Origin of the sequence: Sphingopyxis sp., from assembly GCF_035686825.1 — a bacterium.
GTDB lineage: Bacteria > Pseudomonadota > Alphaproteobacteria > Sphingomonadales > Sphingomonadaceae > Sphingopyxis.
Map to the genome: position 1 here is coordinate 467293 of NZ_DASRYZ010000005.1, position 21884 is coordinate 489176.

The following is a 21884-nucleotide window of genomic DNA, read 5'->3' on the forward strand; positions in this document are numbered from 1 at the left end:
CCGGCTGGTCTCTCCCTCGGCTTGCTCATGAAATGACATGATTAAGTAGGTCGGCACCGCTTGGGGCGACCGACATGAGCCGTTCAATGCGAAATTATCTGTTCGAGAAAGGTCCGTGCGCGCTCGCTTTTCGGCGCCGCGAAAAAATCGGCCGGCCTCGCGTCTTCGATGATCTGGCCCTGATCCATGAAAAGAATGCGATCGGCCGCCTCGCGCGCGAATCCCATTTCGTGCGTCACGCACACCATCGTCCGTCCTTCGCCGGCAAGGGCCGTCATCACATCTAGTACCTCCTTGATCATTTCGGGATCGAGCGCCGATGTCGGCTCGTCGAAGAGAAAAATCCGGGGTTCCATCGTCAGAGCGCGGGCGATCGCGGCCCGCTGTTGCTGCCCTCCCGAGAGCTGCCCCGGATATTTGTCCGCCTGGTCGGCAATCCTCACTTTGTCCAAATAGGATATGGCCCGCGCCTCCGCCTCCGGAAGAGACAAGCCGCCGAGCAGGACAGGCGCGAGGGTGCAATTCTCCAGCACCGTCTTGTGCGGGAACAGATTGAACAGTTGAAAGACCATGCCGACGGCGCGGAGCGCCGCAACGGCCTCCCGCGACGCGTCGGTTATCTTGGTTCCCTCGATCAAAACGGCACCGGAGTCGGGCACTTCGAGCCTGTTCATGCAGCGAATGAGCGTCGATTTGCCGGAGCCTGAAGGGCCGCAAATCACGATCCGCTCGCGCGGGGCGATTTCGAGGTCGATCGAGCGGAGGGCATGATAGGCGCCATAATATTTGTCGACCTGCCGCAAGCTGACGGCCGCGTGGCCCGAGGCGTCGGTCATGACGCCTGCCCCCGGCCGCGTAGCGCCCGTACCCGCGCGAAGGCTGCGGCGAGGTCGGCGATCAGATCCTGCGGCGCTTCGAGGCCGGCGTGAATACGGATCAGCGCCCCATCTGCCTCGCCATTGGGAAAGTCGCGGATCGGAGCGGGCCACGCCGGAACCGCGAGGCTTTCGAAGCCGCCCCAACTCGAACCGAGCTGGAACAGCGAGAATTCGTTGAAAAAGGCGCTGGTTTCCGGAGGGGTAAGACCATCGAGCTGAACACCGAACAATCCGGACGCTCCGGTGAAATCCCGCTTCCAGATCGCATGGCCGGGATCGGCGGGATGGGCCGGATAGCGGACCGCGACCACTTCGGGTTGCTGGGCGAACCATTCGATCAGCGTCGCTGCGGTACGCTGGTGGCGTTCAAGGCGGGCATCGAGCGTCCTGATGCCCCGGTGGACGAGATAACAATTGTCGGGACTCGCGCAGTTGCCCCAGCGCGCCGCCGCATCCTTGAGCTGGCGGTAGACGGCATCGCTGGCGGCGGTCATCGTGCCGAGCAGACAGTCGGAGTGCCCCGAGAGATATTTGGTTGCCGAAGCAAGCGAGATGTCGACCCCATGGGCCAAGGGTTTGAAGAAAAGCGGCGTCGCCCAGGTGTTGTCGAGAGCGGTCAATATGCCCCGGCTGCGTGCAACCGCCGTGATCGCGGGGACGTCGATCATATCGAATGTCTGCGAGCCCGGGGTCTCGATGTAGATGAGCCGGGTGTTGCTGCGGCACAGCCCGGCAATCTCCGCTCCGATATCGGGCCGGAAATACTCCACCTCGACCCCGAAGCGCGCGAGAACGTCGGTCAGAAACTTGCGGGTCGGCCCATAGACGCAATCCGCAACGAGCAGATGATCGCCCCCGGCCACGAAAGCCGTGAGGGCTAGCGCGATCGCGCTGGTTCCAGACGAGGTGATGACGGTGGCGCAGCCGCCTTCGAGTTCGCTGACGGCCTCGGCGAGCGCAAAGGTCGTTCGCGTTCCGTACAGGCCATAGATGACCTCATCGTAGAGACCCTGGTGCCGGTCCATATAGGCCTCGACGCTGCCGTAGATAATGGTGGAGGCTCGATCGACGGGCGGATTGATGAGGCCCCGCTGATCGCGCGGGCGGGGACCGCCGTGAACGGCACGCGTCGGGTCCTGCCAGGCGTGCCCTTTCGGGCTTGCCGGCTCCCCGGGCCATTTTCTGTCGTGATTATCCTGCATAGTTTAGTTTCCGTTCGATCTTCATGCTGAGCCGGGACAGGGAAAAACAGAGGAGGAAGAAGATTGTCCCGGTAAAAAGATAGGCTTCGGCGAAATAGGGTCGCCATTGCGCCTCGACGTAGGAGAGGCGGGTCGTCTGCAACAAATCGAAGACGCCGACGATGAGGACGAGCGTCGTGTTCTTCACCTCGCTGATCGAAGTGTTGACCAGTCCGGGTACGCTGACTTTCAGGGCCTGCGGCAACAGGATGTGGCGCCGCGCCTGCCATTTGGCGAGGCCAAGAGCCTGCGCGGCCTCGGCCTGCCCCGCGGGAACCGCCAGCAGGCCGCCCCGGATGACCTCCGCCATATAGGCGGCGGTGAAGAATATGAGCGCGAGCTGGACGCGCGGCAGGCTGTCGATCGAGAGATAAGAGGGCACGAACAGCGGGAACAGGACCGCGGCGAGGAAGAGCACGCCGATCAGCGGCGTTCCACGAACCAGCTCGATGAAGGCGATGCTCGGCCAGCTAATCCCGCGCCGCGACGACCTGCGGCCGAATGCGAGGAGTATGGCCAGCGGAAACGCGCCGACCACCGCTAGGCTCGCGAGCAGCAATGTGACCGGCAGGCCGCTCCACTTCTCCATCGGCACATAGGAAAGGCCCGCGAACCCGCCGCGCAGCAGAAGTACCGCCACCGCGATCGCGCCGAGCCAGGCTAGGCCGAGGCGGCTACGCCAAAATCGCGGAACGAAGGAGAACGCGAGGCAGGAAAGCAGCGCCGCCGCCGCTGCTGCGGACCGCCACTGCTCGGCTTCGGGATAGGTCCCGAACAATATAAGCCGCACATTTTCGCGGAGGAATGGCCAGCAGGCACCGCTGGCCAAACGGCAATCGGCCGCGCCCCCGGCGAAGGTCGCGTCGAACAGCAGCCACGAGAGTGCCTTGCCGGCAAGAGCCGCGGTCATGGCGAGGATCGCGATGGTCAATATTGACTGGCGCCCTCCCCCGAAGAGATTGCGCCGCATCCACGACGGCCAGGCGACTACCGAGCGCAGCGGAAAGGGTTCGAGGGGCGCCGACGGGATGCTCCGGCCGGGCTGCCCGGCAACGTTCCAGCCCAACCGGCGGGCATAGCGGCCGGTAACGAACGACAAGGACAGCGAGAGCAGGAGGAAAGTCGCGACGATCAGACCAACACCTTCGATCGCCTGCCCTGTCTGGCTGATAACGGTATCGACTACCGAGACAAACTCGGGATAACCGATCGCTACCCCCAGGGAGCTGTTCTTGATCGTGTTGAGATGCCAGCTCGTCATCGGCGGGATGGCAATGCGCAGCGCTTGCGGAATCACGATCCGTCTCATCGTTTGCGCGGTTGACAGGCCGAGCGCTTTGGCGGCCTCGCTCTGCCCTGCAGGAACGGCGAGGATCGCGCCGCGGAATATCTCGGCCAGATAGGCCGAGGCATAGACCGAAAGGCTGGCGACCAGCGTCAGAAACTCTGTGGAGAGCGACAGCCCGCCCACGGTTCCGAAGCGCCCCGCCCGCGGCAGATCGATCCCGCCCCACAGCAGGAGCGGAGCCAGGGAGATGCCGGCGAAGGCCAGCGCGGTGCGTGTGCGAACGGCTCCTCGCCGCACGGCACCCAGCAGGATCGCACAGGCAACGATAGCGATGAGCAGGGCCGCCCTTCCCGGACCGGCCAGGGTGAGCGCGGGGATGTGCAAGCCCCGATTGTCGAGGTCGAACGCACCGATGGCGTCCGGACCGGGGCCGGGTAGACCGAAAAGCAGGACCGCGTACCAGACGAACATCTGGAGCAGCAGCGGAATGTTGCGAACAAGTTCGATGTAAAGGCCGGAGAGCCTCGCAAGCAGCCAGTTGGACGACAGGCGCGCCATGCAGACCGCGAGGCCGAGCAAGGTCGAGAAGATAATACCGAGCGCCGATATCAGAAGCGTGTTGAGAAGACCCACCGCCAGCGCCGCGACATAGGAGTCGCCCGGCGCGTATGCGATCAGCGTTTCGCCGATTGCGAAACCCGCCCGGTCGAACAGGAAACCGAACCCCGTCCGGATGTTTCGGTCCGCGAGATTGTCCGCCAATGTCGCAAAGAGGCCGTAGGCGACCACTAGCCCGCCCGCGATCAGCAGCCAGGGCAACGCAGCGATGGCAAGCCGCCTGTGTTTATGAGTCATCGCATCGGCAACGGGTAGATCAGCCCGCCGTCCCGATAGAGCTTATTTTGCCCGCGCTCGACGCCGAGCGGCGTAATGTGCCGGTCGAAGATTTCGCCATAATTGCCCGTCGCCTCGATCGCCCGATACGCCCAGTCATCGTCGAGGCCGAGCGACTTGCCGAATCCGGGCAGGCCGCCGAGCATCTTGCGCACTTCGGGGTCACGCGAGGCCACGCGCATGCGCGCTGCATTCGCGCGGGTGACCCCCATTTCCTCGGCAGCAAAGAGCGCGTTCAGCACCCATTTGTTGATCTCATACCATTGCTCGTCGTCGCTGCGCACGACGGGACCTACCGGCTCCTTGGTGAGTCGTTCGGGCAGCACAACATAATCGTCCGGATGCGCGGTATCGGCGAGACGGATCACGGTCAGCGTGAAGGCATCGGTGGTCATCGCGTCGCACCGCCCGGCAAAGAAGGCGAGCTTGGCTTCCTCGGGATTCTCGAACACGACCGACTGGAAGCGCAGCCCCTTGCGCTCGAAATATTCGGCGGTGTTGAGTTCAGAAGTCGTTCCCTTGGTGATGCAGATCGACGCGCCGTCAAGATCTGCGGGCAGCCGCACGCCCGACCGACGCGGCACCAGAAAACTCTGCCCGTCATAATACATGGTGCCGACGAAATTCACCCCGAGGTCGGTGTCGCGCGTCAGCGTCCATGTCGTCGTCCGCGACAGGACGTCGGCCTCGCCCGTCTGCACGATCGTGAAGCGCTTGTTCGAGGCGACCGGCATGAACCGGACCTTGCGGGCATCGCCGAGGACCGCGGCGGCGAGCGCCCGGCAATAATCGACGAAGAACCCTTGCCAGCGCCCGCGCTTGTCGAGATAGGACATACCGAGCTGCCCCGTATGAATGGCGCAATTGAGCGTTCCGCGCGCACGAATCCGCGCGAGCGTAGATCCCTTCGCCGCGGCAATCTCATATCCGCCGGTGCCGGCCGGCTCGCGGTCGCAGCCGCCAAGAAGCAGGGCGCCGGCGGCGAGCAGCGCCGGAAGCCAGCGGCGCGGTGCGTGCGACCTATTCATGAACGAGGCTTTCGATGCTAGCGCCATAAGAAATAGCTATAGGGAGCGATGTCCAATGAACCTGCGTCACCTCGAAGCCTTCAGAGCCGTAATGCTCTCCGGATCGGTTACTCAGGCCGCACAGTCGCTCAACCTGTCGCAACCCGCAGTGAGCAAGATGCTTGCCGAGCTCGAGCATCAGCTGGGCTTTCAGCTCTTCCTGCGCTCGCGCGGCAGCGCGCTCACTGTGACGCCCGAAGCCGACGCCTTTTTCTACGAAGTCGAGCGGAGTTTCTCGGGCATTGCGGCCCTGAAGCGGGTAGCGGAAGACATTCGCAACATGGCGACCGGTACGCTCCGGATCGCGGCCCTCCCGGCGCTCGCGGTCAGTTTCCTGCCGCGCGTGATCGCGGCCTTTCGCGAGACACATTCCGGCGTCACCGTTCAGCTCCAGACCCGCAGCTCCTCGACGGTGCGGCAATGGATGGCGAACCAGCAGTTCGACATCGGCCTCGCAACGCCGGCGCGCGAACTGCCAGGCATAAGGATGGAGCGCTTCCTGCGCTGCCCCGGCGCCTGCGTTCTCCCCGCCGGCCACCGGCTGGCTGTCAAGGACGTCATCCGGCCGGCCGATCTCGAGGGCGAGCCCTTCATTTCGCTCGCGCTCGAGGACGGTGTGCGTCACCGCATCGACCGCATTTTCGAAGACGCAGGCGTCCACCGCGAGATGGTCATCGAAACCCAATATGCGATGACCATCTGCGCGCTTGTCATGCAGGGGGTCGGATGTTCGATTCTCAACCCCGTGACCGCAGCGGATTATGCCGAGCGGGGCCTTACGGTCCGTGATTTCGCGCCGGAGGTCCATTTCGAATATATGCTCTTCACGCCGAAGTTGAGGCCGATGTCCCAAGTCGCTGCGGCCTTTATAGCGGTGCTCGAATCCCACCGAGACGCGATGTTCGGCTCCGACGCCAGCTGAAGACACAGGTCGCCGCACGGCCTTCACGGCCACCGATCAGAAGGAGGCGGTCGCACGGACGTACCAGAAGCCTCCGTTGAACCCGGTCGGCGCGAAGCGGAGATATCGGATCCCGTTGTTGATCTGGGATTGCCGCGCCTCGACGTCGGGGTAATTGTCGAAGATATTCTCGCCGCCGACCGCAAGCTTGAGCATGTCGCTGACCTTGTAGGACAGCTCGAGATCGACCAGCAGTTCGGCGGCGCCCGTCTGGTCGGCAGCCGGTGCGGCGCCATAGTCGGTCCATTTGCCGTAATAATTTGCACGCGCGACGAAGCCGAAGCGCTCACCCGCATAGGTGAAGGACGCATTGCCCTTCCACTTCGGAACGAAGCCCTCGAGTTCGAGCAGCCGCTCGCGGTCCGCAGTGATCACCGGCGAGGCCTTGATGACATCGGTTTTGGTATAGTTGCCGTTGAGACCGAGCGTGGCCTTGCCGCCGCCGAGGTCGAAGCCCACGGTGAGCACTGCATCGACGCCCTGGGTGCGGCTGTCGAAGGAGTTGGTGAAGAAGCTCACCTGCTGGAAGGAATCCCCACCGGGAATGCCAAGCGCCGCGAGCTGCGCGCGCTGCGCCGGGGTGAGGTTGAAGTTGCCCGAAACGGCGATCCGGTCTTCGACCTTGATGTTGAAATAGTCGATGGTGAGGGTGACCCGATTAGAAGGTTTCACCACGATGCCACCGGTGAAGTTGAACGAATTCTCGGGCTTGAGCGGCGTCGCGCCGAAGAATTGCGCGACCGGATTGTTGGGCGCGATAATGCCTGCGGTCAGCGGCGCCCCGGTTATCGAGTCGATGTTGGTCTGGACCTGCGAGGCGTTCGACTGGCCCGGCGTCGGCGCACGAAAGCCGGTGTTGACCGATCCGCGCACCGCGAAGACGTCCGAGAAATCATATCGCCCGTTGACCTTCCAGGTGAATTTCGAGCCGAAGTCCGAATAATTCTCGTAGCGGCCGGCAAGGCCGAACTGGAGCGCGTCGGTGAGATTGCCCTCGATCGACGCATAGGCAGCCCAATTGCTGCGCGCGAACTCACCTGCCTGGATGGGACTGAAGCCCGGGAAGCCGTTCGAGCCGACCGGCAGTCCGACGCGGTTCCCGGTATCGGGATCGATAACCGACGCGAAAGGCCCAACCTGCCACGATGCGATGTCGCCAGCCGTGATCTCATATGTCTCGCGCCGATACTCAAGACCGCCGGCAAGCGTCAGCGGATCGGAGGTGCCGATCGCGATGGGGTAAGTGAGATCGAGATTGAAAGCGAGTTCGCGCTGCTTGAGTTGCCCCGGCTTGAACGACGTCGGCGACGTGAGGCCAAGCGACGGATTGACCGTATTGTCGATCCGGTAGGAAGCATGGTTCTGACCATAGGAAGCGCTGAGATCATAGGTCAGGCCCGAGGAGAATTCGCCCTTGAGGCCGGCCGCAAGCGCGGCATCGGTTACCGTCGCGCCGAAATCCGGGGTAAAGCCGCCGGGAAAGAGCTGGCGGAAGCTGAACCGCTGTCCTCCGGGCGTATTGGTGAGCGGAATCGAGGTGGAAATGAAGCTGGCATTGGGGTTGCGGTAGAAGAAGGCCGTCGTGCCGCGGCTCCAGCTATAGTTGCCGAAGGTGTAGAATTCCATCTCGTCCGACAGTTCGATGCCTGCGTTGACGAAGATGCGCGCCGCCTCGGATTCGGGATTTCCCCAGCGCTGCGCCGGGACCGGGACATCCTGAACGCCGGCATCGATGAGCGCCTGCGCGTCGGGACGCTGGATACCGCGCGACGTCGTGCTGGCGTTCACATATTCGCCGCTGATGTTGACGAAACCCGCGTCGGTGAAGGGAAGCCCGACATTGCCCTGAACGAGGAAATCCTCGCCGTCGCCCTTGTAGAATTGGCCATAGCGGGCGATCAGCAATCCGCCCTCGCGGTCGCGGCGCAGACCGAAATTGAGTACGCCCGCGATCGCATCGGATCCATAGAGCGCCGACGCGCCGTCACGCAGAACCTCGAGCTGGCCGATCGCGATCGACGGGATCGCCGAAAGATCGGGTCCCTGCGATCCTCGGATATAGGGAACATTGGTGAACTGGACCGTTGCGCCGCGATGGCGCCGCTTGCCGTTCACGAGCACCAGCGTCTGGTCCGGCGGCAGGCCGCGGAGCGAGAAAGGCCGGGTGAAGACGGCGCCGTCGTTGCTTACGAGGCGCTGGACGTTGAGCGACGGGACCTCGGTGCGGAGGAGATCGTTCATGTCGGCCGTGCCCTTTTCGAGCAGTTCGGCGCCGGAGATGATGTCGATCGGCTGAGCGGAATCGGCCGCCTTGAGATCGTTCCGCCGCGTGCCCGTCACGACGATTTCGCCCTGCGACGCGCCTGACTGCGGCGCCTCTTTGGCGTTATCCTGCGCGAAGGCGGCGGCGGCCGACAATCCTGCCAGGACGGCGATAATCGAGCCACTCGTGCGAAGCAATTTCCTCATGGTCCCCTCCATTTGCGAAAGCTCTCGGCTTCGCCACCGAGCTATCTCTGTGACCGTGGCATGACCAGAAATAATCACGACTCATCGCTAAAAACGAGATGGTTATTCCATATAGTTATATCTCTCGCTCCGTGCCGCACGGCGGCGCGCCGCGCCCAACCCGGCCTCGCCGTTCCATTCTCCCGGACGGGCTTCGGCGCGAACAGCGTGATCTGCGGGGGCCGCCCGCCATTGCGGCGAACAGGCGGCCGGTCCCGCGGGTGATTACCAGTCCCGGCGGGCGCTTCATGCCGGCTGTCCTTGGGTGGCCGGCCGACAAGCCTCATCGGCAAATGATCTCTTACTTTTTATCCATATCGTGCCCGGCGTGCGGATCGGGCTCGGTTTCTACGGGCTTCGGCGCTTCCGGCGCGGCCTTAGCCCGCGGCGGAACAGCAGGTTTTGCGGCAAGTTTGGAATTCTCCGCCGGCCTTGCTGCTTCTGTCGGTGCCGCTTCAGGGGCTGTTGGCGTCTCGTCGGCAGCCGGCGTGGTCTCGACCATTGCCGGGGCCTCACCGGCAGGGACTTCGCTTTGTTCCGGCGCCGTGTCGCTCTTCTGCGCAGACTCCGCGCCGCATCCCGCCAGTGCGACCATCAGCGCTGCGGCGCTCGCGAGGGGAATATATCTCGTCATATCAATCTCCACTTGTCGTTGCGACAGCTCATGCGCGAAATTGCGCAACCTTGCCGTCGCCAGCGAACGCCATCACTTCGAAGGCGTCGGTTCTTCCATCCGGCATTTCCATGCCCGGAGATCCGCGCGGCATGCCAGGCACGGCGATCCCGCGAATGTCGCGCGGCTTGTCGCGAAGCAGCTTCGCGACATGTGGCATCGGCACATGGCCTTCGATGGCATAGCCACCGACGATCGCGGTGTGACACGAAGCTAGCTCGTCGGGCACACCATATCGCGCCTTTACGGCAGGCATGTCGGAACGGTTCTCAACGGTCACCGCATAGCCCGCCGCGCGCGCAATATCCGCCCAGGCTTCACAGCATCCGCATTCGGGATCGCGATAGACGAGCATCTGCCGGATGTTCGCCGCATCGGCGCGAGGCTCGCGAGCCCCGCCGTCTTTGTCGCTGGTTGCCGCCGGTCCCGGGGAAGAATTGCATGCCGCAAGCCCCATCCCCGAGCCGACGGCAATCAGACCGAGAAGGTGACGGCGCGTCATCGGACTTTTCATGTCATTTCCTCGCGAGAATGGATTTCATCTGTTCGATTTCGGCCGCCTGCCCTGCGATGATGCCGCGGCAAAGTTCGCGTATTTCGGCATCCCTGAGGGAAGCCTGTTCGCACATGAGGATCGCGCCCGAATGATGCGGGATCATCGAACGCAAGAAGGCCGTGTCGCCGATGGTCGTCTGAGTCCGAATCAGCGCGAAGCTTCCGAAGAAGGCGACTGCCGATCCCAGCAGCAGGAGCGTGTTAAGGCGTTTCGACGGGAACATGTCAGGCATCGCGACGATCATCAGTACGACCATCGGCGAAACCATCATCAGCGTCATGTAGAGCATGTTGAGATTATTGTAGAAGCTCGAGAGGCGGTCGATCATGACGAACATCACCAGATACATGATGACGCCGCTGATGATTGTCTGCAGCGCGAGGCTGCGATAGGCTGGTTTCACGGCATTTCTCCTCGACGTGTCGCCACCCCGCGAAACTTCTAGAACCAGGCCCGCACCCCCATCACGAAACTGACACCGCTCGCATCCTCGCCAGCGGCGCGGGCGAAACGCGCGGTATCGCCGACCTTGCCGGCCCATTCGACGCCGACATAAGGCGCGAACTCCTTCACGACCTCGTAACGCAGGCGAAGCCCGAGCTCGAAGTCGGAGAGGCCCGAGCCAACGCCGGTCTCGGGGACATCCTGGAGCGCAAAATTGACCTCCGCCATCGGCTGCAGGATCAGCTTCTGCGTGATGCGCTGGTCGTAATAGCCTTCGAGCCGGGCGAGCAGGTCACCCTTGTTCGAAAGGAACAGAGCGCCCTCGACTTCGAACCAATAGGGCGCGAGCCCCTCGAAACCGATCGTCGCATAGGTGCGATCGGGGCCGAGTCCGAGATCCTGCCTGATACCCGCCTGCGCGTTGAAATAGGGTCCGATCGCCCGGCTGTACAGCGCCTGTACCTCGGCGCCTTCGATGCCTTCGCCGAACACGCCCTCGCCTTCGCTCTTGATCGTCAGCCGGTTGATGTCGCCGCCGTACCAGGCCTCACCGTCCCAGCGGAACCCGTCGCGGCCCTTGCGCGCCTGAAATTCGGCAAGGTTGAAGCTGATGAAAGCGATGGTCTGCGCGCCATTCTCTTTCATCATGTCGTGGCGCGAATGCTCCATTTCGGCTTTGGGGTAGATGCGATCGGCATACCAGTCGCCGGGAGGCGCAGGCGCGGTAGCATCTCCCGGCGGCAAATCGGTGCCGCTAGCGCTGGTCGTGGTCGCCATGCCTTCCATTCCCGCCACGGGGTCCGCATATCCGCCCTTCGGGGTGCAATGGCCCATTTTGGCATGTTCGGGCGGGCAATCGGGATCGGACGGCTGCGGTGCGCCATGATCCATCGCGCCCATGTCCGAAGCGCCCTTGTCTGGAGCCTCCGCCTCAGGCGTACAATGACCCATCGCCGCATGTTCGGGCGGGCAGCTTGAAGCCTCGGGTTCCATGTCCATGCCCTGCATGTTCCCATGGTCCATCTGCTCCATCGACCCTTCGGCGGGCGCTTCGGGCGCGGGCTGCGCTACCGGCGCTGGCGCTGGCGTTGGCGAGGGAACGGGTGTCGGCGCGGGCGCCGCGCCATGCATCGAATGATTCATGGACTGCGCGGCAGCGGGCACAGCAAATGTCAGCGGGGCGATACCCGCGAGGAGAAGCGCGACCCGGGTCATTCGCCGTCTCCCTTCGGACGGACGCTGACGACGCGCATCATCCCCGCGTGCATGTGATAGAGAAGGTGGCAATGGAACGCCCAGTCGCCGAGCGCGTCGGCGGTGAAGTCGAAACTCGCGGTCCCGCCCGGCTGGACCAGCACCGTATGCTTGCGCGGCGACCGGTCGCCCCTCCCCGTGACCAGCTCGAAAAAATGGCCGTGCAGGTGGATGGGGTGGCTCATCATCGAATCGTTGATGAGGTTCACACGCACCCGCTCGCCCTCGATGAAGGGGATGGGTTCGTGATGATCGGACATCTTCACGCCGTCGAACGACCACATGAAGCGTTCCATGTTGCCTGTCAGATGGATGTCGAGCGAGCGCGAGGCGGCGCGCACGTCAGGATTGCGCTCGAGCGCCACCAGATCGTGGTAGGTCAGCACCTTGTGCCCGACGTCTTCAAGTCCCTGTCCTGGCTCGCCCATGCGATCCATCGGCATCGGCGAGATCGTCTGGACGCTCGGGTCGCGCTTGACCTGCGGCGCGACACTGAAGTCGCGCATGCTGTGCTGCATGCCTCCGCCCGATCCATGATCCATGCCCGCCATCGCGCCGCTTTCTCCCGCTGGCGTGCAATGGCCCATCTTGGCATGTTCAGGGGGACAGGAAGGATCGCTCGCCGGCATGGGCATGGCGCCCATATCGCCGCCGCCCGAATGGTCCATGCCCGCCATCGAGCCGCCCGACATATCCATGTCGCCCATGCCCATGTCCTTCATCGTCGCGAGTGGCCGCTCGCGGAGCGGCGGCACCTCGGCGACAATGCCGGCGCGCGGTGCGAGCGTCGCGCGCCCCATGCCCGAGCGGTCATTGGCCTCGGCAACGAGCGTATAAGCTCGGTCCTCGACCGGGGTCACGATGACGTCGTAGGTCTCGGCAACCGCGATCTGGAACTCGTCGATCTCGGTCGGCACGACATTGAGGCCGTCGGCCTGCACCACGGTCATCCTGAGGCCCGGGATGCGGACGTTGAAGATCGTCATCGCCGACGCATTGACGATACGCAGCCGCACGCGCTCCCCCGGCTTGAAGAGCGCGGTCCAGTTATCGCGCGGGCCGTGGCCGTTGACGAGGAAAGTGTAGGTTGAACCATTGACGTCGGCGACGTCGGTCGGGTCCATCCGCATCGCGCCCCACTCGATCCGGTCCTTCAGCGGCTGGTCCTTACCGGCAAGGAGACCGCTCAGCGTCTGGCGCTGCATGTTGAAATGGCCGGGATTGACCTTGAGCTTGCGGAAGATCGCCTCGGGCGACAATTGACTGTGGTCGGACAGGACGACGACATGCTCGCGATCATAACCGATCGGGTCGGCGCCAGCAGGATCGATGACGATCGGGCCATAGTGGCCGAGCTGCTCCTGGAGACCCGAGTGACTGTGATACCAGTAGGTCCCCGACTGGACGACCGGGAATTCATAGACGAATTGAGAGCGCGGTTTGATCCCCGGAAAGCTGACGCCCGGCACGCCGTCCATCTGGAACGGCAGGATCAGGCCGTGCCAGTGAATCGAGCTGTCCTCGTCGAGATCGTTGACGACGGTCAGGCGCGCGGTCTGTCCTTCCTTCAGCCGGACGAGCGGCGCGGGCACGGTGCCGTTGATCCCGATCGCACGGCTGACCTTGCCGTCGATGCGCATAGTCTGGCGCGCGATGCGCAGCGTGATGTCATTGCCGGATACGGTCGGAAGAGGCGCGGTGATGCCCGACGACACCGGCTGGGCCCAGGCCGGGAACCATGCGGCCATCGCCGCAGCCGCCCCTCCGCCCAAAGCTCCACTGACGAACCGGCGCCTTTCCATCTGCATATTCTTTCCGACCGTTACTGACTGTTCCTAAAGCTATACGCAGGCGGCACCGCTGCCCCTCAATAAAAATGCCGGACGATGAGGAGATGCCGCCTGAACGAGCAGTCGAACCCTCAACCCTCGGCGCTCGCGGATGTTCCCGCGAGCAATTCCCGGAGCCTGGTCCGCGCTCGATAGAGACGGGTTTCGACCGTTTTCTCGCTGACGCGCAAAATCACCGCGGTTTCGGCCTGGCTGACCTCGTCGACACCGCGGAGGAGCAACACCTCGCGCAAATTCTGTGGCAGCTGGTCGATCGCCCCGCGAACCCTGGCAAGCTCTCGCCTGTCGGTCGCAGCGGAATCGGGCGCAGGACCATCGCTCGCTATGTGATGCGCGCTCTCGAGTGGGAGCGCGCGGGAGAAAAAGGCCCGAACCTTTCGCCGTCGTGCCCAGTCGCGACATTTGTTGAGCGCGATACGCGCGATCCAGGTACGAAAGGGCCGATCGCCATCATAGCGATCAAGCGCAGAAAAACCGGAGACGAAGGTCTCCTGCGTTAAATCCATCGCCTCGTCGGTATCGCCGATCTGCTTTGCGATGAGCCGGTATACGCCCGTTTTGTAACGGCGCAGCAACTCGCGATAGGCGTCCTCGCGGTGCGCGCGCGCAAACGTCGCTAAATCCTGGTCGCTATATTGCGATAGGTCGGCGCTCACCGCGCATCGGCGGTCAGCGCCTTGACCACGCTCTTGTCGAACATTTCCGCTTGATCGGGGTTGAGAACCCCTCGCATCGCGAAGAGATGCTGGAGCGTTTCCTTCTGCAATGTCCCCATCACCTCATGCGTCTCGTCGATCGCCTCGGTGACGCGCGGTCCATAGCCATGTTCGGCTTCGATCGCCTGCGCAAGCCGGACGTTGGCGGCGCGCATCTCGAGTTCGAGCGCCTGGCGGCGACCGGCGAAGTCGGCTTCGATCCGCTCGAGTTTCACTTCCTGCTCCGGGGTCAGGTCGAGTTGACCGTGGAGAAGCGCATGAAGTTCGGTTTCGCTGGCTCTGGGCGCATCGGCCACCAGACGGCCGATGAACACGCCGGCAATCGCGGCGGCGAAAGCAATGAGCCCTAAGAGAAGAAGACGGCGCGACGGCATTGCTACTGCACATCCAGCAAGGTGGAAGGCGCCAATGCGCTAGGCGGACCGAACGGGGTAAGCGGACTTGCCGCGACCGCCGGCTGGGAAATCGCGCTCCCCGCAAAAATACCGCCGCCAAGCGAGACAAAGGCCGCGAGCGCCATCAGGCGGCGCGTCGCAACCGCTTCGCGCCGGCGGATCGCCAATGCACCCATGATGCGATCGTCGAGCGCGTCGAGCGCTGCGGGCAGATCGATCCTGTTCAAAATGCGAAGCTCCTCATCCATCGATCGTCTCTTCAAACCTTTCCATCATTGTACATACGCGCCGAAACGCTTCACCCCTCACACCGGAATATTTGAGGGCCATGCCGATATCCTGCGTATTAGCAGGACAGACACGCAATTGGAGGTGTTCATGTTCAAGTCTCTTCTCCCCTCTGCAGCCGCGGCTTTCGCACTGCTTATCACGCCGGTCGCAGCGAGCGCCCACACCAAGCTCGTCAGCTCGACGCCGGCCGCCAATTCGACCGTTTCGAAGGTCACGTCGGTCAATCTGCAGTTCAACGAAAAGATCGTCGCCTCGACCCTCAAGACCGAGCTGGTCATGACCGGCATGCCCGGCATGGCCAATCATGCACCGATGAAGGTGCCTTACTCGTCGATGATGGGCAAAGAGGGCAAGTCGGCGATGCTGATGCTCAAGCGGCCGCTGACAGCCGGAACCTACAAGGTCACATGGTCGGCGGCGGGCGCTGATACCCACCGCATGGGCAGCGAATTCAGCTTCACCGTAAAGTAAAAGACGGTGGGGGACCCCGTTCTGATCGGCATCAGGTTCGCACTCTATGCGGACCTGATGCTCATCGCCGGTCTTGGTGCGTTCCCGCTTTTTGCGCTGACACGGAGCGAACGCCTTGCGCCGCAGCCGATGATGGCCGCGATCTGGCGCGCAGAACGGTGGCTCTGCACCATCGGGCTCCTCGTCTCCACCCTCGGAATGGGCGTGCTCGCGGCCTCGATGCAGGGCGTGGGCATCCTCTCCCTGGAATTCCAGCCATTCTGGGACCTTGTTCGCGAGACCGACGTCGGCACAGCCTGGGTCTACCGGAGCGCAGCGCTGCTGCTCGCGCTGGCAGTCGCGATCTGGATGGTCCGCTGGCCGACCACTTCGGCCGCCGTACTCGCGGGCGCAGGCTCGGTGGCCGTCGCGAGTCTGGTCTGGTCCGGCCACGCCGGCGCGACCGAAGGCACCGCGGGCACCATCCACCGGATCAGCGATATATTGCATATGATCGCGGCCGCGGTCTGGGTTGGCGCGATCGGCGCCTTTCTTCTCCTGATTTCGCCGCGACGCGTCCGCGACTGGCCGGACGGGCTCGCTGTTGCCGCACGCAGCCTCGATCGATTTTCCCTGGTCGGTACGGTCTGCGTCCTCATCATTGCCGTGACCGGGCTCATCAACAGCCAGCTCATCGTCGGCGCCGAGAACATCGGCCGGTCGCTCGGCTCGCCCTATGGACAATTGCTCCTTGCCAAGCTGGCGCTGTTCGGACTGATGCTGGCCCTCGCCGCCGCCAATCGCTGGCGCCTCACGCCGGCGCTCGCCGCTGCGGTGGCGGGCGGCGATGCCGAAGACATCGATACCGATCCAGACGCTGCGCTCGCGGCCATGCGCAGGAGCCTGATCATCGAAGCGCTGGCCGCCCTCGCCATTCTCGCGCTGGTCGCGTGGTTCGGCACGCTCGAACCATTTGTCGGCGCCGACGCGGCTTGACCGCCGGCACCGCGCCCTGGTCGGGTTCGATCACGCTCGGGGCCGGCTGGGCTTTGATCGATGCCCGCATCGGAACCAGCCGCCCCCATAGCCATCTGGCGCATCAGATCAGCCTCGCGGTCGAACAGGATCTCAAGATTTCCGGCGACGTCGACATGACGGTCCCGGCCGGACAGGCGGTCGTTTTCGCGTCGCATGTTCCGCACCATCTGGGGCCGCAGGGCGCAATGGTGCGGTCTTTCTATCTCGACCCGCTCTTTCGCGCCGGTGCGCGGATGTCGGCCGGATCGGCACCCAGGCTGCTGCCACCGGCGGAAACGGCCGGCCTCGGCGCGATCGCCAATGGTGACATGCGAAGTGCTGGGCCTCCTCCCATCTCGACCGGACGTCCGGAGATCGGATCGATTCGCGCCTGTCCTCGGCGCTCGCGAACCCCGGCGATCTGTCGACCGCCCGCGCGCTCGCCGATGTCGCCTGTCTCTCGCCTTCGCGCCTGCGCGAAATCGTCGGCCGGGACTTCGGCGTGCCGCCAGCGAAATTGTTGCAATGGCTCCAGCTTCAGCGGGCGCTGCGCGCGCTTGTCGGCGGCGGCGGCGGCCTCGCCGACGCGGCCGCGGCGGGCGGCTTTGCCGACCAGTCGCACTTCACCCGCCGCTGTGCGCAATGGCTCGGGGTGACGCCTTCGGCAGGCCTCGCGGCGTTCGCTTTCGAAATCGTCCCCTGAGCGGCGGCACCCGCAGCGCTGCCCCGGCGAAACGTTCAAGACCGGAGCCGTGACCGGCTTCTATGCGGCTTATCCATGCTGGCATCGGCGGCATAACGCAGCGAGTCAAGCAGCAGGGAGGAGTGGAACGATGCCCGAACCCGCAGGCGCTGACCGAAGCTACACGCCGGCGGCCGGCTATCATTTTCTGACGCCGCTCTATGATTTCGGCGTCGCCGTCACAACGCGCGAACGCCTGTGGCGTGACCATCTCGTTCACCATATGGCGCTAGCCAAGGGCGAGATCCTTCTCGATATCGGCTCGGGAACGGGGAATCTCGCGCTGGCGATTGCCCGGCGCACTGACGGCGTGCGCTATCTCGGCATCGACCCCGATGAGGCCGCGACGCGCATTGCCCGAACCAAGACGGCGCAGCTTGATCCCCTGCCTGAGTTTCGCGTCGGCTTTTTCTCGGCGCCAGCGGTCGCGGACTGGCCGCCCCCGTCGACGATCGCAATCTGTCTCGTCCTCCACCAGGTGGGAATGGAGGAAAAGGCCCGGCTGCTGCGCGAGGCCTGGCACAAGCTCGCCCCTGGCGGCGCGCTCTATATCGCCGACTATGGCGAACAGCGCAGCCGCCTGATGCGCTGTCTGTTCCGCTTGACGATCCAGCAGCTCGATGGTGTCCACGATACCCGGCCCAACGCCGATGGCTTGCTGCCAGTCCTCATGCGCGAAGCCGGTTTTGACGATATTCGCGAACTCGAGAATTTTCGGACGCCCACCGGCGCCATCGGCATTCTGCGCGCCAGAAAGCGCGTAGCCTGACGGCACCGCCAAGAAAATCCAAGGGGCAACGGCTTGCCTTGCGTATCGATAGGAGCGGCCTCATTCTGCTGCCGCAACGATGGCCACGGTCGGGAAGCCCGACCGGCAAGCCCGCGCGCGACCTTTCCCGGCCACGCCGAGGCAGCGACAGGAGCGATGGCGGTGCACGATCATCAGGACGCAGGAGAAGGCAGCGACAACACGACCGATCCGGTCTGCGGCATGACGGTCGACCCCGCGACCACGCCGCATGTCGCGACGCATGACGGCGCGCATCATTATTTCTGTAGCGCGGGCTGCCTCGCGAAATTCGAGGCCGACCCAGGGCGCTACATTACCGGGCGTGAGCCGACCGAGGCCAAAGCGGTCGAGGGCGCGATCTGGACCTGTCCGATGCATCCCGAGATCCAGCGCCCAGGGCCCGGAAGCTGTCCGATTTGCGGCATGGCGCTCGAGCCCCTCATGCCCGAGGCGACAAGCGGTCCGAGCGAAGAATATCGCGACATGCGGCGACGCTTCTGGGTCGGGCTCCTGCTCGCCCTTCCGGTTTTCGCGCTCGAGATGGGCGGCCATATGACGGGCCTTCACGAGATCCTCGGCCGCCAGACGAGCAACTGGATCCAGATGCTGCTCGCCACTCCGGTTGTGCTGTGGGCAGGCTGGCCCTTTTTCGAGCGAGCATGGCTCTCGATCCGTAACAAGAGCCTCAACATGTTCACCCTCATCGCGATGGGGACGGGCGTCGCCTGGGGCTACAGCATGATCGCGGCGCTCGCACCGCAGATTTTCCCGGACGCGTTCCGCGCGGCCGACGGGTCGGTCGCGGTCTATTTCGAGGCCGCGGCGGTCATCACGGTGTTGGTCCTGCTCGGACAGGTGCTCGAGCTGAGGGCGCGCGAGACGACAAGCGGAGCGATCCGCGCCCTTCTCGACCTGACGCCCAAGCTCGCGCGGCGCGTCCGGGGCGATGGAAGCGACGAAGAAGTCGCACTCGAGGCAGTTGCCGTCGGCGACGTGCTGCGCATCCGCCCGGGCGAGAAGGTTCCCGTCGACGGGGTCGTGCTCGAAGGCCGCGGCACGGTCGATGAGTCAATGGTCACGGGCGAATCGATGCCGGTCACCAAGGAAGCAGGCGCGGCGCTCATCGGCGGCACGATCAACCAGACCGGCGGGCTGCTGATGCGCAGCGAGAAGGTCGGCCGCGACACGATGCTGGCGCGCATCGTTCAGATGGTCGCCGATGCGCAGCGGAGCCGCGCACCGATCCAGCGGCTTGCCGATACGGTTTCGGGCTGGTTCGTACCCAGCGTCATCGTCGTCGCCGTCATCGCCTTCATCATCTGGTCGCTTGTCGGCCCTTCTCCCGCCATGGCCTATGGCCTGATCGCGGCGGTCTCGGTGCTGATCATCGCCTGCCCGTGCGCGCTCGGCCTTGCGACGCCCATGTCGATCATGGTCGGGGTCGGGCGCGGCGCCGAAGCCGGCGTGCTGATCAAGAATGCCGAAGCCCTCGAACGGATGGAGAAGGTCGATACGCTTGTCGTCGACAAGACTGGAACCCTGACCGAAGGCAGGCCCTCGGTCGTGGCGATCGAGGTCGCGGACGGATTTGATGAGACAGACCTCCTCCGGATCGCCGCCAGCCTCGAGCGCAGCAGCGAGCATCCGCTCGCGGCCGCGATCGTCAAGGCCGCCGAAGATCGGGGCCTCGCGCTCGTCGAGCCGTCGGGGGTCGACCAGCCGGTCGGCAAGGGCATCGTCGGGGCGGTCGACGACAAGGCCATCGTCCTCGGCAACGCCGGCTTCCTCGAAGAATATGATGTCGATCCCGGCGCGCTCGGCGAGGCGGCCGACCGGCTGCGTGCGGACGGCGCGACGGCGATCTACATCGCCGTCAACGGGACGGCGGCCGGCGTCATTGCGATCGCCGACCCGGTCAAGGAGACGACGGGTGCAGCGCTCGCGGCACTGCGCGACGCGGGAATCAGCGTCATCATGCTGACCGGCGACAATCGTGTTACCGCCGAGGCGATCGCCCGGCGGCTCGGCATCACCGATGTTGAGGCTGACGTCCTTCCCGACCAGAAGAGCGCCGTCGTGCAGCGGCTGCGCGAGCAGGGGCGGGTGGTCGCGATGGCGGGCGACGGGGTCAATGACGCCCCTGCGCTCGCCGCCGCCGATGTCGGGATCGCGATGGGTTCGGGAACCGACGTCGCCATCGAAAGCGCGGGCGTCACGCTGTTGCGCGGCGACCTTATGGGTATCGTGCGGGCACGGCACCTCAGCCATGCGACGATGGCGAACATCCGCCAGAATCTCTTTTTCGCCTTTGCCTATAATGTCGCGGGCATTCCGGTGGCGGCGGGCGTGCTCTACCCGGTCTTCGGGCTGCTGCTGTCGCCGATCATCGCCGCCGCCGCGATGGCGCTTTCCTCGGTCAGCGTCATCGCCAATTCGCTGCGCCTGCGGTTCGTGAAAATCTGATCAAAGCACTGCCGCAGCCTTTGGGTCGCGGCGATCACAAAAAGGGAGAATGAGGATGAGAGGTTTCACAATGGCGGCAATCGGGCTGGCGCTGGTCATGGCGATTCCCGCCCATGCTGCCGAGGCTCCGGATTATGAAACGGCGACCGCGACGCTGGCGCAATATAAGCAGGCGATCGAGAAGCGAGACCTGTCGGGCGTCGAAGCGCTGTTTGCGCCTGGCGCTCAGATCTTCGAGTCGGGCGGCATCGAGGGCAATTTTGCGCATTACCGCGACCATCATCTCGCGCCCGAGCTCAAGGCTTTCAAATCTTTCGCATTTCGCGACTATAAAGTCGCGGTGCGCGGCGAAGGCGAGGTCGCGATTGCCACAGAGACCTATTCCTACACGATCGTCCTCCCGAACGGCGAGACCATCGCGCGCGACGGCGTCGCGACGAGCGTCCTCAAATGGATGGGCGACAAATGGCAGATCATCAGCCTGCATAGCTCCTCGCGCAAGCCGAAGGCTTGAGCGCGTTGGCGGCGCGGGATACTGTTCGCGCCGCGGTCAGGACCGTGGGTCATAGAAGGTCGGGTTCGGATGTAACCGCGGCGGGCCTGTCGGCGAATAGGCCCGCAGTTCCAGTTTCGAATTGACGCCAAGTTTGACAAGGATCATGCTTCAACCGTGAAACGCTGGCTTTCCTTCCTGCTGCTTTTCGGAGCCGTACTGGGCCTTTTGGGCCAAGAGGCCGCGTTCGCGTCTGCTCCGGCAATCCCGGCGTCCGGCATGACGATCGCAGCGCCAGCGATGAGCGATGAATGCGCGGAAATGATGGGCATCGACAAATCCGGGGACGGCGTGCCCTGCAAGGGCCTGACGTTCGACTGCATCGCCAAGATGGGCTGTGCGCTCCCGCCCATCGTCGTATCGCCGCCAATGATGATAGCGGCAGCGACTCACGTGCCGGGCTTGCTCGATCCGCTTCCGATCCAGCGACTGGATGGCCGGACATTCGGCCCCGAGCCCGATCCACCGCTAATTCTCGGCTGAATTGCGCGACGCGCGCTGGCCCGTTCCGGCGCGCGTTTCCTGCCTTTTCAACTGAGGAATTCAACATGAAACCGTTTTTTGCCGTTGCCGCGTTCGCGGCAGCAACCCTTGCAGCTCCCGTTTTCGCTCAAGAGCAATCGGGCGGCCATTATGAATGGCAGACCCGCCAGGTGCCGGGACCGAACAAGTCCAATACCAACTCGCGATTCCGCGTCTGGGTCAAAGACAAGCCGGGACAGATGGCACATTGCGACTGCGACATGATGAAGGTGAGTCCGGCTGACTGCATGAAGAAAATGTCCGGCGACCATAAGATGCCCCCACAAGGGTGACGGTCTTTCCTCCCCGGCGTACATCCGCCGGGGAGGCA

At 64.1% G+C, this 21884-nt stretch carries 22 protein-coding genes; 9 read left to right on the forward strand and 13 right to left on the reverse strand.

Annotated features, from left to right (window positions below):
* Positions 1–83: 83 nt before the first annotated feature.
* From VFG17_RS13235 to VFG17_RS13250, 4 genes are read right to left on the reverse strand one after another with little or no spacing between them, the layout of a single operon-like run.
* Positions 84–836 (reverse strand): amino acid ABC transporter ATP-binding protein, encoded by a 753-nt coding sequence (locus VFG17_RS13235; RefSeq protein ID WP_095388900.1) that lies wholly within the window; start codon positions 834–836, stop codon positions 84–86.
* Positions 833–2080, reverse strand: coding sequence for a cystathionine beta-lyase (gene metC / locus VFG17_RS13240; protein WP_095388901.1), 1248 nt, complete (start codon positions 2078–2080; stop codon positions 833–835). Before metC ends, VFG17_RS13235 begins: the two co-directional genes overlap by 4 nt.
* Entirely contained in the window at positions 2070–4262 is a 2193-nt protein-coding gene (locus tag VFG17_RS13245) for an ABC transporter permease subunit (protein ID WP_095388902.1), read from the reverse strand. Before VFG17_RS13245 ends, metC begins: the two co-directional genes overlap by 11 nt.
* Positions 4259–5329 (reverse strand): amino acid ABC transporter substrate-binding protein, encoded by a 1071-nt coding sequence (locus VFG17_RS13250; protein WP_255247275.1) that lies wholly within the window; start codon positions 5327–5329, stop codon positions 4259–4261. The genes VFG17_RS13245 and VFG17_RS13250 overlap by 4 nt, the downstream gene beginning before the upstream one ends.
* A gap of 55 nt (positions 5330–5384) precedes the next feature.
* Between VFG17_RS13250 and VFG17_RS13255 the strand changes: the two genes are divergently transcribed.
* Positions 5385–6290 (forward strand): LysR substrate-binding domain-containing protein, encoded by a 906-nt coding sequence (locus tag VFG17_RS13255; RefSeq protein WP_095388904.1) that lies wholly within the window; start codon positions 5385–5387, stop codon positions 6288–6290.
* A 36-nt stretch (positions 6291–6326) separates the two neighbouring features.
* Here the strand turns inward: VFG17_RS13255 and VFG17_RS13260 are convergent, their stop codons facing one another.
* The 9 genes from VFG17_RS13260 to VFG17_RS13300 all read right to left on the reverse strand — a co-directional run bounded on the left by VFG17_RS13260 (position 6327) and on the right by VFG17_RS13300 (position 14973).
* Complete coding sequence (locus VFG17_RS13260) at positions 6327–8798, reverse strand: TonB-dependent receptor plug domain-containing protein (RefSeq protein ID WP_095389077.1); 2472 nt, start codon at positions 8796–8798, stop codon at positions 6327–6329.
* Between the two features lie 340 nt (positions 8799–9138).
* The gene (locus tag VFG17_RS13265; protein WP_141237215.1) at positions 9139–9471 is read right to left on the reverse strand and encodes a hypothetical protein; all 333 of its coding nucleotides are present in this window, start codon (positions 9469–9471) and stop codon (positions 9139–9141) included.
* A 28-nt stretch (positions 9472–9499) separates the two neighbouring features.
* Entirely contained in the window at positions 9500–9865 is a 366-nt protein-coding gene (locus VFG17_RS13270; RefSeq protein ID WP_325029878.1) for a DUF411 domain-containing protein, read from the reverse strand.
* A gap of 160 nt (positions 9866–10025) precedes the next feature.
* Positions 10026–10415 (reverse strand): DUF305 domain-containing protein, encoded by a 390-nt coding sequence (locus tag VFG17_RS13275; RefSeq protein ID WP_255247285.1) that lies wholly within the window; start codon positions 10413–10415, stop codon positions 10026–10028.
* A gap of 92 nt (positions 10416–10507) precedes the next feature.
* Positions 10508–11725 (reverse strand): copper resistance protein B, encoded by a 1218-nt coding sequence (locus tag VFG17_RS13280; RefSeq protein ID WP_095388907.1) that lies wholly within the window; start codon positions 11723–11725, stop codon positions 10508–10510.
* Positions 11722–13572: a copper resistance system multicopper oxidase gene (locus VFG17_RS13285; RefSeq protein ID WP_095388908.1), complete on the reverse strand. Its 1851-nt coding sequence runs from the start codon at positions 13570–13572 to the stop codon at positions 11722–11724. Before VFG17_RS13285 ends, VFG17_RS13280 begins: the two co-directional genes overlap by 4 nt.
* 113 nt (positions 13573–13685) lie before the next feature.
* The gene (locus VFG17_RS13290) at positions 13686–14270 is read right to left on the reverse strand and encodes an RNA polymerase sigma factor (RefSeq protein WP_095388909.1); all 585 of its coding nucleotides are present in this window, start codon (positions 14268–14270) and stop codon (positions 13686–13688) included.
* On the reverse strand, positions 14267–14704 hold the full coding sequence (locus VFG17_RS13295; RefSeq protein WP_095388910.1) for a periplasmic heavy metal sensor: 438 nt from the start codon (positions 14702–14704) through the stop codon (positions 14267–14269). The genes VFG17_RS13290 and VFG17_RS13295 overlap by 4 nt, the downstream gene beginning before the upstream one ends.
* A 2-nt stretch (positions 14705–14706) precedes the next feature.
* A complete protein-coding gene (locus tag VFG17_RS13300; protein ID WP_062767653.1) occupies positions 14707–14973 on the reverse strand; it encodes a hypothetical protein in 267 nt (88 codons plus the stop codon).
* A gap of 130 nt (positions 14974–15103) precedes the next feature.
* Here VFG17_RS13300 and copC point away from each other — a divergent pair, with 130 nt between their 5' ends.
* From copC to VFG17_RS13340, 8 genes are all read left to right on the forward strand, one after another.
* Positions 15104–15487: a copper homeostasis periplasmic binding protein CopC gene (copC, locus tag VFG17_RS13305; RefSeq protein ID WP_067186769.1), complete on the forward strand. Its 384-nt coding sequence runs from the start codon at positions 15104–15106 to the stop codon at positions 15485–15487.
* 6 nt (positions 15488–15493) lie between these two features.
* On the forward strand, positions 15494–16462 hold the full coding sequence (gene copD / locus VFG17_RS13310) for a copper homeostasis membrane protein CopD (protein WP_095388911.1): 969 nt from the start codon (positions 15494–15496) through the stop codon (positions 16460–16462).
* Positions 16463–16964: 502 nt separating this feature from the next.
* Positions 16965–17186, forward strand: coding sequence for a helix-turn-helix domain-containing protein (locus VFG17_RS13315; protein WP_255247286.1), 222 nt, complete (start codon positions 16965–16967; stop codon positions 17184–17186).
* A 49-nt stretch (positions 17187–17235) separates the two neighbouring features.
* A complete protein-coding gene (locus VFG17_RS13320; RefSeq protein ID WP_325029879.1) occupies positions 17236–17994 on the forward strand; it encodes a class I SAM-dependent methyltransferase in 759 nt (252 codons plus the stop codon).
* Between the two features lie 156 nt (positions 17995–18150).
* On the forward strand, positions 18151–20478 hold the full coding sequence (locus tag VFG17_RS13325; RefSeq protein ID WP_255247276.1) for a heavy metal translocating P-type ATPase: 2328 nt from the start codon (positions 18151–18153) through the stop codon (positions 20476–20478).
* Between the two features lie 55 nt (positions 20479–20533).
* A complete protein-coding gene (locus tag VFG17_RS13330; protein ID WP_095388913.1) occupies positions 20534–20992 on the forward strand; it encodes a YybH family protein in 459 nt (152 codons plus the stop codon).
* Between the two features lie 156 nt (positions 20993–21148).
* A complete protein-coding gene (locus VFG17_RS13335) occupies positions 21149–21514 on the forward strand; it encodes a hypothetical protein (protein ID WP_095388914.1) in 366 nt (121 codons plus the stop codon).
* 65 nt (positions 21515–21579) lie between these two features.
* On the forward strand, positions 21580–21846 hold the full coding sequence (locus VFG17_RS13340) for a hypothetical protein (RefSeq protein WP_095388915.1): 267 nt from the start codon (positions 21580–21582) through the stop codon (positions 21844–21846).
* Positions 21847–21884: the final 38 nt, after the last annotated feature.

What these genes read in the sequence shown, in the direction of transcription:
- VFG17_RS13330 (WP_095388913.1), top strand. Translation starts at nt 20,534, where the DNA reads ATGAGAGGTTTCACAATGGCGGCAATCGGGCTGGCGCTGGTCATGGCG.
- VFG17_RS13295 (WP_095388910.1), bottom strand. Translation starts at nt 14,704, where the DNA reads ATGCCGTCGCGCCGTCTTCTTCTCTTAGGGCTCATTGCTTTCGCCGCC.
- VFG17_RS13255 (WP_095388904.1), top strand. Translation starts at nt 5,385, where the DNA reads ATGAACCTGCGTCACCTCGAAGCCTTCAGAGCCGTAATGCTCTCCGGA.
- VFG17_RS13275 (WP_255247285.1), bottom strand. Translation starts at nt 10,415, where the DNA reads ATGTATCTGGTGATGTTCGTCATGATCGACCGCCTCTCGAGCTTCTAC.
- VFG17_RS13285 (WP_095388908.1), bottom strand. Translation starts at nt 13,572, where the DNA reads ATGCAGATGGAAAGGCGCCGGTTCGTCAGTGGAGCTTTGGGCGGAGGG.
- VFG17_RS13235 (WP_095388900.1), bottom strand. Translation starts at nt 836, where the DNA reads ATGACCGACGCCTCGGGCCACGCGGCCGTCAGCTTGCGGCAGGTCGAC.
- VFG17_RS13270 (WP_325029878.1), bottom strand. Translation starts at nt 9,865, where the DNA reads ATGCTCGTCTATCGCGATCCCGAATGCGGATGCTGTGAAGCCTGGGCG.
- VFG17_RS13265 (WP_141237215.1), bottom strand. Translation starts at nt 9,471, where the DNA reads ATGACGAGATATATTCCCCTCGCGAGCGCCGCAGCGCTGATGGTCGCA.
- VFG17_RS13260 (WP_095389077.1), bottom strand. Translation starts at nt 8,798, where the DNA reads ATGAGGAAATTGCTTCGCACGAGTGGCTCGATTATCGCCGTCCTGGCA.
- VFG17_RS13340 (WP_095388915.1), top strand. Translation starts at nt 21,580, where the DNA reads ATGAAACCGTTTTTTGCCGTTGCCGCGTTCGCGGCAGCAACCCTTGCA.
- metC (WP_095388901.1), bottom strand. Translation starts at nt 2,080, where the DNA reads ATGCAGGATAATCACGACAGAAAATGGCCCGGGGAGCCGGCAAGCCCG.
- copC (WP_067186769.1), top strand. Translation starts at nt 15,104, where the DNA reads ATGTTCAAGTCTCTTCTCCCCTCTGCAGCCGCGGCTTTCGCACTGCTT.
- VFG17_RS13245 (WP_095388902.1), bottom strand. Translation starts at nt 4,262, where the DNA reads ATGACTCATAAACACAGGCGGCTTGCCATCGCTGCGTTGCCCTGGCTG.
- VFG17_RS13325 (WP_255247276.1), top strand. Translation starts at nt 18,151, where the DNA reads ATGGCGGTGCACGATCATCAGGACGCAGGAGAAGGCAGCGACAACACG.
- VFG17_RS13280 (WP_095388907.1), bottom strand. Translation starts at nt 11,725, where the DNA reads ATGACCCGGGTCGCGCTTCTCCTCGCGGGTATCGCCCCGCTGACATTT.
- VFG17_RS13300 (WP_062767653.1), bottom strand. Translation starts at nt 14,973, where the DNA reads ATGGATGAGGAGCTTCGCATTTTGAACAGGATCGATCTGCCCGCAGCG.
- VFG17_RS13250 (WP_255247275.1), bottom strand. Translation starts at nt 5,329, where the DNA reads ATGAATAGGTCGCACGCACCGCGCCGCTGGCTTCCGGCGCTGCTCGCC.